The 12448-nt window shown below is 55.0% G+C and carries 11 protein-coding genes; 8 read left to right on the top strand and 3 right to left on the bottom strand.

Annotation, left to right across the window (positions count from 1 at the left end):
- Nucleotides 1-19 precede the first annotated feature (19 nt).
- From MK110_13260 to MK110_13235, 6 genes are all read left to right on the top strand, one after another.
- On the top strand, nt 20-1357 hold the full coding sequence (locus tag MK110_13260; protein ID MCH2212266.1) for an MFS transporter: 1338 nt from the start codon (nt 20-22) through the stop codon (nt 1355-1357).
- Between the two features lie 2 nt (nt 1358-1359).
- Nucleotides 1360-2550, top strand: a complete 1191-nt coding sequence (locus tag MK110_13255; protein MCH2212265.1) for a hypothetical protein — start codon at nt 1360-1362, stop codon at nt 2548-2550.
- 471 nt (nt 2551-3021) lie between these two features.
- Nucleotides 3022-3957 carry a dihydrodipicolinate synthase family protein gene (locus MK110_13250; protein MCH2212264.1) on the top strand — a complete coding sequence of 312 codons (936 nt, stop codon included), beginning with the start codon at nt 3022-3024 and terminating at the stop codon, nt 3955-3957.
- A gap of 265 nt (nt 3958-4222) precedes the next feature.
- Nucleotides 4223-5158, top strand: coding sequence for a metallophosphoesterase (locus tag MK110_13245; GenBank protein ID MCH2212263.1), 936 nt, complete (start codon nt 4223-4225; stop codon nt 5156-5158).
- Nucleotides 5159-5185: 27 nt separating this feature from the next.
- The gene (locus MK110_13240) at nt 5186-6190 is read left to right on the top strand and encodes a hypothetical protein (protein MCH2212262.1); all 1005 of its coding nucleotides are present in this window, start codon (nt 5186-5188) and stop codon (nt 6188-6190) included.
- Between the two features lie 5 nt (nt 6191-6195).
- On the top strand, nt 6196-6969 hold the full coding sequence (locus MK110_13235; GenBank protein ID MCH2212261.1) for a hypothetical protein: 774 nt from the start codon (nt 6196-6198) through the stop codon (nt 6967-6969).
- A 157-nt stretch (nt 6970-7126) separates the two neighbouring features.
- Here the strand turns inward: MK110_13235 and MK110_13230 are convergent, their stop codons facing one another.
- Entirely contained in the window at nt 7127-8413 is a 1287-nt protein-coding gene (locus MK110_13230; GenBank protein MCH2212260.1) for a PQQ-like beta-propeller repeat protein, read from the bottom strand.
- 118 nt (nt 8414-8531) lie between these two features.
- Between MK110_13230 and MK110_13225 the strand changes: the two genes are divergently transcribed.
- Nucleotides 8532-9761, top strand: coding sequence for a Gfo/Idh/MocA family oxidoreductase (locus MK110_13225; protein MCH2212259.1), 1230 nt, complete (start codon nt 8532-8534; stop codon nt 9759-9761).
- Nucleotides 9762-10245: 484 nt separating this feature from the next.
- Here MK110_13225 and MK110_13220 read toward each other — a convergent pair whose 3' ends face one another.
- Nucleotides 10246-10590: a hypothetical protein gene (locus tag MK110_13220; GenBank protein MCH2212258.1), complete on the bottom strand. Its 345-nt coding sequence runs from the start codon at nt 10588-10590 to the stop codon at nt 10246-10248.
- Nucleotides 10591-11021: 431 nt separating this feature from the next.
- On the opposite strand from MK110_13220, the gene MK110_13215 reads away from it, so the two are divergent.
- Nucleotides 11022-11615 (top strand): hypothetical protein, encoded by a 594-nt coding sequence (locus tag MK110_13215; GenBank protein ID MCH2212257.1) that lies wholly within the window; start codon nt 11022-11024, stop codon nt 11613-11615.
- A gap of 244 nt (nt 11616-11859) precedes the next feature.
- Here MK110_13215 and MK110_13210 read toward each other — a convergent pair.
- On the bottom strand, nt 11860-12448 hold a 589-nt coding region (locus MK110_13210; GenBank protein ID MCH2212256.1), incomplete at its 5' end, for a His/Gly/Thr/Pro-type tRNA ligase C-terminal domain-containing protein.

Below are 12448 nucleotides of genomic sequence, written 5' to 3'. Positions count from 1 at the left end.
GTGAACCGAAGGTGCATCCATGAAAGGATCCAAACCAACAGATGGAGACACCTCCTCTCAACGGCCAGCCGGGTTACAGTCAGACAGACCAGCCGTTTCAATGCCGTCCGCACACGGCGTTCCCGACCGATGGTTCATTCTCAGCCTGCTGTTGCTCAACTATTTCATCCTCTACACGCACCGCAGCGTTTTCACCTTCATTCAGACACCGCTGCTTAAGGAACTGAATCTCAGTGAAAGCCAACTGCATTCTGCCACGCTGGCCTGGCAGATAACGTATTCACTGTCGGCACTCTTTGTCGCCTATCTGAGCGATCGGTTCCGTCGGCGTTCGATCCTCATCGTGGCACTCAGTTTGAGTACTGTACTGCTGGCGGGCATCGGGTGTGCACAGGGTTTTTACGACTTCCTGATTCTGCGGATTTTGTCTGCGGCGGCACAGGCAGCGAGTGTCCCGGCGATTGCCGGAATCATGGCGGACTGTTTTACTCAGCAAAACCGTTCCCGTGCTGTCGCCATCTATTTGCTCTCCTCGCCGGTTGCGGTCGTCATGGCGGGCTGGGCCGGTGGAACACTTGCCGATGTGTTCAGCTGGCGGGTTATGATATTTTGGTTCGCAGGCCTCGGACTGGTCGTTGTGGCCACTCTCTGCGCGCTGTTGCGAGAACCGGACCGAACCGAGCGTGGCGACACCGGGCTCGGCAAATCCGGCAGTACACTGGTCGGGACGATCCAGGCTGTATTGATCGTCCCCAGTTTTCTGCTGTTGGGGTTGGCCTATGTTCTGGTTGGCAACGTCTGGCAGCAGTTGAGCTACTTTCTGCCTAAGCATTTTGAAGAACACTATGGGATGAATCTTGGGGAGTCCGGCCTGATGGCGACCCTGGCCCCTCAGATTGGTGCAGCCATCGGCATCCTCACAGGCGGCATCCTGGCCGATTTTCTCTCCCGGCGGCATATGTCGGGCAGATTTCTCGTACAGATTGCCGGCCTGATCATCGGAGTTCCTGCGATCTTCGTCATCGCAACAGTTGAACACCCGATCGTAATCCAGACGGCCTTGTTCATCTGTGGAGTCGGGGTTTGGCTGTATTTCTCGAATCTGTGGACCACCACGTTCGAGGTTGTCGATCCGGCGGCGCGCTCGACCGCCATTGGGCTCTTAAACGTGGTTTCGGTACTGGGAACCTGGCCCTACCCGGTCATCGGCTACCTCCGCGACACGGGCTCCATCACAGATCTGCGATCTGTGTTTCTGGTCTATGCCATCGTACTCGGTGTCGGCGCCGGGTTGCTCGTGGTTCTTATTGTATTCACATTGAGAAAAGATTTCCGCGCCACTCCGCAGGCTGACTGATCATGCCCGAACGTCAACGTATTGCTGCCATCATTACCGAGTATTTTGCCGGCTCCCATGCCGATGTTGTAGTGACGAAGTTCCTCAAGGGGTTTCCGACTGACGAGGGTCGGCACGCACCTCGAGTCGATCTGGTCTCAATGTACATTGATCAGTTCACTGAGAACGACGTGGGGCGCGCGATTGCTGACGAGCACGATGTCCCGGTCTATCCCAGTATCGTCAAGGCACTGACGCTGGGCGGGGACAAACTGGCTGTCGACGGCGTACTGCTGATCGGTGAGCATGGGGACTACGCATGGAATGAAAAAGAACAGCAACTTTTTCCTCGTAAATATTTCATGGAGCAAATCTGTGGTGTGATCGCCACCGGCGACCGTGCCATACCGGTTTTCAACGACAAGCACCTGTCCTGGAACTGGCATGATGCAAAATGGATGGTCGATCGTGCTGCGGAACTGGACATACCGTTCATGGCGGGATCCTCACTGCCGCTTGTGTGGCGGAACCCGTGGCTGGAGCATGATCGCAACACGGAAATGTCCGAGGCTGTTGCCATCGGGTTCTCCGGGCTCGATATTTACGGGTTCCATACGCTGGAAGTGCTGGAGTGCATGGTGGAGCGCCGAGCAGGCGGAGAAAGCGGTGTCGCCGCGGTGACCTGTCTGGAAGGTGACGCCGTCTGGCAGGCTGCTGATGACGGACACTGGTCACGCGAACTGGCAGAGGCGGCATGCTCAACGATCGAGAACAAACCGGATGGACGTATTGAAGAACATTGCAGCAATCCGGCAGTGATACTGGTTGAGTATCGCGACGGATTTCGCGGCGTGGCTCTGATGCTCGAAGGATACGTCCGCGATTTAGCGTATGCGGCCCGAACGACTGACGGAATTGTGGCCACGGAGTTTTATGCCCAGGGCCACGGTGATGTCATCGAGGGACCGTTTGCCCACTTTGCTTATCTGTCACTCAATGTGGAAGACATGTTTCTCAGCGGAGTACCGGCTTATCCGGTGGAACGCACCCTTTTAACGACTGGTGTGCTGGAGGCAGCCCTGACCTCACGTCTGAACGGGCACCAACGTCTGGAAACTCCCTGGCTTGATGTGTCGTATCAATCGTACGAATCAATCCCATGGAGACCAACCGGACCACGACCGAGTGGCGCCTGTCTTGATCCATGGCCATAACCATCCATGATCGACATCACTACCGAGCATGCGGGGACGAATACAACGCAGGCCGGCAGCATTGAGATCAAGAGTATCTTTACGCGTTTCCGGTCGAAAACAGTCTTTGTCGCTGCGCGGATGCCGACGTGCAGATCGTGCCCCCTGAATTCACCACACGATGACACCCGTATATCCCCCGGGATGGGAATGTTACGTTCGTTGAAACCACCACCGCGTACGACGTAGAATTCCATCGCTGCAGCCCCATGATTCCTGACATTTCCTGCTGGATTGCATGGCCTGCAGATTGATCGGACGTGCGTTCCACGGCAGATCTGTACTGGTTCCTTTTTCACGAAGTCAGCTGGTTTTCCGAATTCGAACAGAGCTCTCTGTTCGAAAATGCCCTCAGAAGACATAGCTCTGACAGCATTCTGAAACCAGGCTGACACTTCAACATCGTTACCCCCCTGGAAACCGAGCCCATTTATGGACATCAAAGAAGTCAAACAGTCACTCCGCGGTCCCATGATCCCCGTGGTAACGAACTTTAATGAGGACCTTTCGATTGATCACGCCGGCATCCGCGAAAACGTGCGTTATGTCATCGACCACGGCGTCGTCAACGGATCCGGAGTCCTGCTGGCCGTGGGCGCGGGCGGTGACTTTCCTATGCTGTCAATCGAAGAACGCAAAGCCGTTTCAAAGACGATTGTGGAAGCGGCCGAAGGACGTGTGCCAACGCTTGTGGGTGCACAGGACACCAACGTTTCAGTAACAATTGAAATGGCTCGTTACGCAGAAGAGATCGGTGCCTATGGAATTCAGTTTTCACCCGGTTATTACTATGCCTCATCCAGTGGCGACTGTCTGCGTTTGTTTCAGGCCGTGCATGATGCCACCAGCAAAGTCGCAATCATGATCTATAACACGCACTGGGAGGGCTACGACATGTCCCTTGACCAGCTGAATGAACTTGCAGCCCTGGAACGCTGCGTGTCCCTGAAATGGTCCAGTCCGGATACTTCCGTCTACCAGCGCGGCATCCAGGAACTTTCAGACCGACTGGCGATTGTCGACAATCAGGGGCTGTCCGTTATGAATCATCTACTCGGCGGTACGGGCTTTGTCACACATTTGTGCACGATCTGGCCGGAACACGACTTGTCCGTCTGGAAACTTCTGGAGGCCGGAGATTATGTGGCAGCTCAGCAAAAAATCACGGCTATCAACTGGCCATGGTCTCAGTTCCGTGGTCGGATGTGGAACCGAACGGCTGCGGAAAGCCCGGTCATCTGTGCAGCTCTCAAGATTGTCGGACGCCCGCATGGGCCCAGCCGTCTTCCAACTCGTGAACTCACAAATGACGAGGTCGCGGAACTCAGAACGATTCTCAAAACCATCGGTGTGCCTGGTGTTGACTGATGTCATCCAGTGAGTTGGTATCCGTCCGTAAAACTGATCCCAAATTGAAGCGTCGATAAAACGGGTGGCCAAACGCTGCAAAAACAGAATTGACGATTGAGAAGCCCGAGTGTTCGAAAAAGAGCAGGGCTGCTTCGAAATCGGATCCGGAATTTTGCGGCTTGGCAGCATCTGCTGGTTTCCGGGATTTGAATTCGAATTCTCCGGTCGTCCTGGCTACGATCGAATCATCTGAACAGCTTCGCTCCTTTCCGGAACCAACCTGATGAATCATTCAATGATTACAGCCACAATTTTCTGTGTGGTGTGTTGTCTGTCTCCGTCTTTAGCAGCCGAGAAGGAAAAGGGATTTCGGTTTCTGGCCACGGGCGATCTCCCGTACAAGCCGGAACAGGATCTTCCGTTTCGTCGGCTTCTGCAGCAGTCAGAGCGAGAAGACTTTGCATTCCTGATGCATGTCGGTGACATCAAAGCTCAAAGCATGCCGTGCAGTGATGAGACCTTCGGCAAAATACGAGACATATTTCGTACGTACCCGAAGCCGGTGGTTTACACTCCCGGCGACAACGAATGGACAGACTGCCACGGTACCGGTTCGGATCCGATTGAACGTCTGGGCAAATTGCGGGAATTGTTTTTTCACGATACATCCACCCTGCGTCTCAGCCAGCTTCAGGCAGTTCATCAAAGCCGCCACACACAGTTTTCACAGTATGTCGAGAACTACCGTTTTCAGAAATCCGGCGTCATGTTCATTGTGACGCATGTTGTTGGCAGCGGAAACAACATGCGTACCGGTAACACAGATGCGATGCAGGAATTCGAACAGCGCAACTCAGCGAATATCGCGTTTCTTAACGAAAGTTTTGCTGCCGCCGAAGCCTCGAATGCCAGCGGAGTGGCTCTTGTGATTCATGCCAACCCCGACTTCGAAAAAGGTCAAGACCCAGGGTTCACCGACTTTCTGGCCACGGTTCGCGCGTTTCTTCAGGAATATCGCAGGCCAGTGATCTGCATCCATGGTGATACGCATTACTACCGCATCGACCAGCCATTCAGACGTGCCACCGGAAAGTTATGGCTGAACTTTACCCGCATGGAAGTCTTTGGTTCACCCAACGTTGCAGGCGTAGCAGTGACCGTTGACCCTGCGGACCCGCTGCTATTCCAATTTCGCCCCTATTACCTCGAACAGCAGTAAACAGGCCGCTACTTTGATTGACCCTGTATGACCGAAATCGTAAAGCAGCAACAGTCCGACGGACCACTCTTCAGTTCTCCCGACTGCAATTCGGCCCGCAACGACTTCCGCACAAAGCCCAAAGGCATGGTCGACAAGGTCATGTCGGTCACGGAAGCGGTGTCGCGATTTATTAACGACGGTGATTATCTGGCCTCGGGTGGCTTTGGCGGCGACCGTATTGCCACGGCCGTGATCCATGAAGTCGTGCGTCAGAAAAAACAGAAACTCGGGATTGCCGGCCACACCACGACGCATGATTTTCAGATTCTGTGCGCCGGGAACCTCACGGGTCGCGGCCAGTTGTTTGATCGGGTCGATGCGGCATACGTTGTCGGACTGGAAGCACGTGGACTTTCACCGCACGCCCGAAGAGTCATGCAAAGCGGAAACATCGCCGTCTGCGAATGGTCAAACTACACCCTGGCGCTCAGGTTTCAGGCAGCGGCAATGGGAGTATCTTTCCTGCCGGTCCGTTCACTGGCGGGGAGCGACACCTTTCGGCACAGCGCTGCTAAGCAGATCACCTGTCCGTATACCGGAGAGACCCTGATTGCGGTTCCGGCACTCTGGCCGGATGTTGCCGCTATTCACGTGCACGAAGCCGACTGCTTCGGCAACTGCCGTATTCGTGGCACAACTGTCGCCGACTACCACGTGGCCCGAGCTGCCAAAAAACTGATCATCACCTGCGAGCGACTCATCGACAACGATGAAATCCGCCGGGATCCGTCATCGACGATGATTCCCTTTTACTGCGTCGATGCAGTTTGTGAAGTGCCGTTCGGCAGCTATCCGGGCAATATGCCCTACGAATATTTCTCAGACGAAGTGCACCTGCGGGAGTGGCTCACCGCAGAAGCGGAATCCGAATCACTTCAGGAATTCCTTGATCGTATTCTGTTTGGTACTCATGAATTTTCTGAATATCTGGACCTGTGTGCCGGACCGGCACGGCTTGAAGAACTGCGTCGTGAAGAGTTAATGAAATAATCCGCATGGCTGACTTCAATTCCATGGAGATGATGATTTGTGCGGCATCGCGGCTGATCGATGACGGCGCAATGGTGGTGGTCGGAACGGGGGCTCCGTGTGCCGCATCCATGCTGGCACAAAAGACGACCGCACCGAACCTGACTTTGATGTTTGAAGCCGGCGGCATCGGTCCGTTGCTGCCTCGAATGCCCATCAGTGTCGGGGATTCCCGTACTTTCTATCAGGGATTGATGGCCACCAGTATGGGAGACGTAATGGAAACCTGCCAGCGCGGACTGGTTGACTACACGTTTCTCGGAGGTGCCCAGATCGACATGTTTGGAAATCTGAATTCCACTCAAATTGGTGATGACCACCGGCAGCCCACCGTCCGTCTTCCCGGCAGTGGTGGCGCCAACGATCTGGGATCTTTGTGCTGGCGGATTCTGGTCATTACCCCGCACGATCGACGACGCTTTACCGAACGAGTTGACTTTATCACCACGCCCGGATTCCTGGACGGACCTGGCGCGAGAGAACGATCCGGATTACCGCCAGGAACCGGTCCGTATAAAGTGATCACTAATCTTGCCGTGATGGGGTTCCACCAGCAGTCGAAACGGATGCAGGTCGAATCGCTGCATCCTGGGGTCACCCTGGAGGAAGTGCGCGATAACACAGACTTTGAACTGCTCATTCAGGAGCCACTCGGACGCACGCCGGTGCCGGACGACGAATCGCTGCGAGTTTTGCGGGAGGACGTCGATCCGCAGGGCTACATTATCGGCCGCAGCTGAATTATCGGCTGCAGCTGGCGTCGCGTCGTCAGACCGTTTCCCACGACGAATGGAACAGCACCGCTAATGCTTCGCCGGATTCAGCTCAGCCAAAATCGCACCAGGCGATCCTCAGAATTTAACCGGCCACTGAACACACGAACTGTCTGAAGACACGTTACTCCGGGGGCGGTGTATTCAGTTCCGTTCGGGCTTTCAGACAAAACAAATGTTCAAAGCCGCGAATAAACATTCTGCCGGCTGCAATCGCGGGCGTGCTGTGGGAACGCTCACCGAGACTGTTTCTGGCCAGAAGCCTGAATTCCTGACTGGCTTCAATGACGGCCACCGTTCCGTCCTGGGCCACACAGTAAATCCGACCGTCGGCACAAACAGGCGATCCTGAGTAGTTGCCGGCAACACGACTGGTCCAGGTCTCCTCGCCTGTTTTCGCCTCCAGACACACCACCACGCCGTTGTCTCCCCACAGAAATACAGATTCATCCACCGCAATCGGAGTGGGCACATACGGAAGTGCCCGGTTGCGGGTCCATACCGCAGACGACAGATCCAGGTCCCCGCTGCTGTCAATGGGAACCGCTCCCATGGATGTCCCGCGTCCACCTCCGCCACTGGTGGCCAGCACGAGTTCACCGGCTACCAGTGGTGAACCCACGCAGCGGGCATCCAGGACGTCCGCGCGAAACAGAAGTTCACCATTTTTCGGATTGAGTGCCGCAATTCCGTCGCCTAAATTGGAAACAAACAGCCGCGGTTCTGAATTCGGACGTCGCAGCAGCACCGGCGTGGAATGAGCCGTCATTCTCAGCGTTCGATCATTTTTCCATCGGGTATGACCTGTCGATGAATCCAGAGCAATGATCGATGCCGGGCCATCCTGCTGATTGGCGATGATGACAAGATCTTCGAATACGATCGGTGAAGCTCCACAGCCGTGAACCTGATCGTCGCGCTGAAAGAACGGCCCCAGATCCCGCTGCCAGATTTGGTTTCCCTGGAAGTCGCAGGCTGTGACCTGCATCTGTTCATCGGAAACAAACAGCACATAAACATATTTGCCGTCTGTTGTCGGTGTTCCTGAGGCATAACTGTTCAGGTCGTGGATGGGATGAGTCGCGGATTCGACCGATCGCGACCAACGAACATCGCCGTTGTTCACGTCAATATCCAGCAGGATTCGTGTGCGGCCTTCGTCAGTGGCCGACGTCAAAAACAGGTGGTCATCCCAGATACACGGCGACGAATGTCCCCGTCCTGGCAGATCTGTTTTCCATTCGTAATCAGCATCAGACCATTCGACCGGCAGCCCCTGCTGACTGCTTATACCGGATCCGCCGGGACCGCGAAATCGCGGCCAGTTTTCGGCCAGGACATCTTCCGCCAGCACCATGACGACTGCCAGACTAAGCAGCATTTCGGAAATTTCCTGGACTCTGCGAAGCATTTTTTGCTCCATATCAGCGGTTAAGTTTGTAGAACACCGGTGTCAACATCGCCGGAACACGCGACGTCTGTGCTGAAGAACCAATGATCACAATATCCGATTCAGGTGAACTTACACAATGAACAATCATATTCCGCGCCGACAGTTTTTGGCTGTGGGCGCCGCTGCGATGTCAACGATGCCTGTTGAATCCGCCCGCGGCTATTCGGCAAATGACACATTGAATGTCGCCTGCATTGGCACCGGCGGCAGAGCTCAAAGAACCCTGATGCCGCGATTGGCGATGATCCCCAACGTACGGCTTGCCGCAGTTTGCGATGTGTGGGACGGACACCTGGCCACAGGATCCAAGCTGGCGGATCCGAAGGCCATCCGTGAGGGAACCGATTACCGACGTCTGCTGGAACGGCCGGACATTGACGCGGTACTGATTGCTGCGCCCGACCATTGGCACGTACCAATGACGGTTGATGCCTGTGCAGCCGGAAAGGATGTCTACGTCGAAAAACCGCTCACACACGATCTGGATGAAGCTGCAGAAGTGATCGCCGCCCAGAATGAAAACAGGCGCATCGTCCAAGTCGGCACTCAGCAAAGAAGCATCCCACATCTGCAGGAAGCCCGCGAAATTGTGCGATCCGGGCAACTGGGCGCAATTCACAAGATTCGGCTTTCCTGGAATCGCAACTCAAATCACCGAGGGCGAACTAAATACGGAATCGATCCTGGCAGCGTACGCTGGAAGCAGTTTTTGGGTAACGCTCCGCAACAGCCGTTCGATGAGTACCGGATGCGAAACTGGCGGTGGTTCTGGGACTTTGGAGGCGGAATCTTCACAGATCTGATGGTGCACTGGATTGATACGGCCTACTGGATGCTCGACATGGGTAATCCGGAACTGGCGATGAGCATCGGCAATCACTTTGCTACCGCAGGTGTTTGGGAAACACCCGACACGGTACAAACGTTGCTGTCGTATCCCGAAGTACGCCTGCAGGCGTACTTCGAAGGAACGTTCGTCAACCACCAGAATCGGTCATCACTGCTGTTGATGGGCACCGAGGCAAACCTATACTGCGACCGCGGCCGCTATGAATTGCGACCGGAACGCGGAAAAAAAGTGGTACCCCGTCAGCGGATCGAAGGAAAGCGTGACATTCTCGGACTGGATTTCTATCAGGAGGTCGACGGCGCACTGTATCACCTTCGTGACTGGGTGAACTGCGTCCGCACACGGGCGCAACCTTCCTGTCCCGCCGAAGAAGGAGTCCGGTCGGCTGCCGCCGCCCATCTGGCCAACATCTCCCTCCGCGAGGAAAAAACCGCTCGATGGTCCGACGTTAACTAGAACCGTTTCCAGAAAGAAGCAGCCAGGGAACCGGTCGAGCTTAAAACAGCAGTCACTCATGGAGCTGATGATGACTGCGAGTCTTTCCATCAATTTGCCGGAGCGGATTGTTTTCGTTTACGAGCCAGCAGATGGCTCATACCGGGATATTACCAGGCGGTTCGGAGCAAGTCTCAGCGCAGTGGGTAAACTGGCGTCCCAGTTCCACACCGAGAAGTCGTTACGACCTCATACAACCCGGTGCGGTCGAAGACGATGTCTTTCCGGGGCCGACGAAGCAGCCCCGGAGAACTAACGACATGCCTGTCCGGATGCCACGCTGGAGAAACGGCGTGGCATCGTTCTGACAGATTCGTACCTCTTGTTACCAAAGAACGTGATTGGCTGGCTCAACCCACTGTATCCGGTCTTCGTCCATTACCGTTTCACCCGGATTAAAGGCTTCGTCTTTGGTGTGTCCGGCATCCATGACTCCATCGACAACCTAATGGTCCGCCAGACCTGTATTCATCAGTGCCTCACCTTCCTGTGCAACGAGAGCGCTCACACCGTTCGCCTGCCCGAGGATCGCCACGTTGTCGGGGGCTTCGGGACTCGCGCTCACACCATTCGCCTGACCGAGGATCGCCACATTGTCGGGAGCTTCCGGACTCGCGCTCACACCATTCGCCTGTCCGAGGATCGCCACATTGTCGGGAGCTTCCGGACTCGCGCTCACACCATTCGCCTGTCCGAGGATCGCCACGTTGTCGGGAGCTTCCGGGCTCGCGTCGGTTAATTGGACAACAGTGCCCGCAACACCACCCACAGTCGCCGCGGAAAGTAACATTCGACTTTCCATCCGTTCGACTGCGAACGGCACACTTGCAGATCTGCGCCGAACAGATCGGCGCCGATTGGTAGTCCGGAATATATTTTTGAATATTTGGGATGCGGAAAACATAGGAACCTCTCGTATTTGAAGAGTGAGTTTCACTTTCAACGACAGGGGATGAAACACACAGAGGCTGTCCAACGACCGCACAAAAAACGATGTTTTCTCAATTGAATCCGTTTTGCGTGATCCTGCTGCACAGCATCGCAAAATGCTGCAGTTGTTTGTGGCACATCGCTGCATACTGATGGAACTTTTCCTCACGAGTGACGTCCGCCCTCGTGAAATACAGTCCCGTGGACGTTTTTTGCCTATTGGCACAGGACATGCATTTGTCTGGGTGAGTCACGGGGAATTAACCACAACCAAACGAGAGATCAAATTTTATGAGCAATTGCGGAAAAGCGTTTTCAGAATGGGCAGGGATCCAGGGACTGACAAGTCAACGACTCCGACCGCGCAGGAGAAAACAAAACACTGCAATTCAGACAGAAGCACTGGAAGATCGAGTCATGTTGAGCGCGGTGTTAGGCAGCGTTGATACTCAGGCGGTGGACCTGGGTGGAAACCTTCCCACCTTCTCCGAGTTCGACGCGAGTGAGTCCGGCATGGCTGCTCTCGATACGAGCGGCCATGAGGAAGTTGCAAACAGCCAAAAAAACGACTGGACGATCATCGGCAATCCAAGCCTCGAGACAACGGTCGACACGAGCGGTCATGAGGAAGTTGCAAACAGCCAAAAAAACGGCTGGATCATCGCTGGTAATCCATCACTGCAGGAGCAACCCGGTGCGGATGGATTTTGGGTTGCTCCTTCGCCTGAATCCGCCGCTGTGGTCGAACTCAGTAACCAGATAGACGCGGATTCCGGAGACAACATGAATCAGCTTGGAGATGTTAAGGGCGAAGCCACGGACAAGGATCATTTTGTTGGGCCTGAAGGCATTAAGGGCGAAGCCACGGACAAGGATCATAAGTGATTCAATCCGCAGTCTCAGCCACCCGGAAACGACTGAATAAGCATTAAATCCCACCCCGGCGATCCATCAATCGTGGCGGAGGGCGAGGAATCCCTCATTGGCGACCTCGACTACCCCGAGGAGTCAAAAAATGGTTGGAAATTCGGCCTTCCGGGAGGTGGAGAGGTCATCAGCGATCGTTCGTAGTTCAGACCTCCAGGCAGCCGTTGAGATGAAGCTCGTCGATTTTCGCAGCTATTTTGAGCTACAGCTTTCCAATCAATTCCTGCACATACGATGCCGCTTCCGTCAGAGGAACGCGAGTGGCCTCTGAATCGGTGCGACGCCTGACTTCGACGATTCCATCCTTGAGTCCCTTGCCACCCACGATGATCCGCACAGGCAGACCGATCAGGTCGGCGTCCTTGAATTTGAATCCCGGACGCTGATCGCGGTCATCCATCAGGATGTCGATCCCGATTGAACTGAGCTCATCATAGATAGAGTTGGCCGCATTCATGACCGCTTCATCAGTGACATTCAGCGGAATCATTTCGACGGTGTACGGAGCGACCGCTGCCGGCCAGAGGATCCCGCCATCGTCGTGACAGGTTTCCACAATTGCCGCGACGACTCGTGTGACGCCGATTCCGTAGCAACCCATGATGATGGGATGCTTCTTCTCCTGACGGTCAAGCCAGTCGGCGTCCAGCGCTTCGGTGTACTTTGTTCCCAGTTTGAAAACGTGGCCAACCTCGATGCCGTGAACGATTTCCAGCTTTGCTGCACATCGTGGACAGGGATCGCCGGAAGCGGCATTGCGCAGGTCGTGTGTTTCCTGAAACTCAAAATGA

The organism is Fuerstiella sp. (assembly GCA_022447225.1).
Lineage (GTDB): Bacteria > Planctomycetota > Planctomycetia > Planctomycetales > Planctomycetaceae > S139-18.
The sequence above is the reverse complement of the archived record's forward strand: the minus strand, read 5'-3'. Positions and strand labels throughout refer to the sequence as shown.

Coding starts and splice junctions, on each gene's coding strand:
- MK110_13225 (MCH2212259.1), top strand. CDS start 8,532: ATGAACAATCATATTCCGCGCCGACAGTTTTTGGCTGTGGGCGCCGCT.
- MK110_13250 (MCH2212264.1), top strand. CDS start 3,022: ATGGACATCAAAGAAGTCAAACAGTCACTCCGCGGTCCCATGATCCCC.
- MK110_13240 (MCH2212262.1), top strand. CDS start 5,186: ATGACCGAAATCGTAAAGCAGCAACAGTCCGACGGACCACTCTTCAGT.
- MK110_13230 (MCH2212260.1), bottom strand. CDS start 8,413: ATGCTTCGCAGAGTCCAGGAAATTTCCGAAATGCTGCTTAGTCTGGCA.
- MK110_13245 (MCH2212263.1), top strand. CDS start 4,223: ATGAATCATTCAATGATTACAGCCACAATTTTCTGTGTGGTGTGTTGT.
- MK110_13260 (MCH2212266.1), top strand. CDS start 20: ATGAAAGGATCCAAACCAACAGATGGAGACACCTCCTCTCAACGGCCA.
- MK110_13220 (MCH2212258.1), bottom strand. CDS start 10,590: ATGTTACTTTCCGCGGCGACTGTGGGTGGTGTTGCGGGCACTGTTGTC.
- MK110_13215 (MCH2212257.1), top strand. CDS start 11,022: ATGAGCAATTGCGGAAAAGCGTTTTCAGAATGGGCAGGGATCCAGGGA.
- MK110_13255 (MCH2212265.1), top strand. CDS start 1,360: ATGCCCGAACGTCAACGTATTGCTGCCATCATTACCGAGTATTTTGCC.
- MK110_13235 (MCH2212261.1), top strand. CDS start 6,196: ATGGCTGACTTCAATTCCATGGAGATGATGATTTGTGCGGCATCGCGG.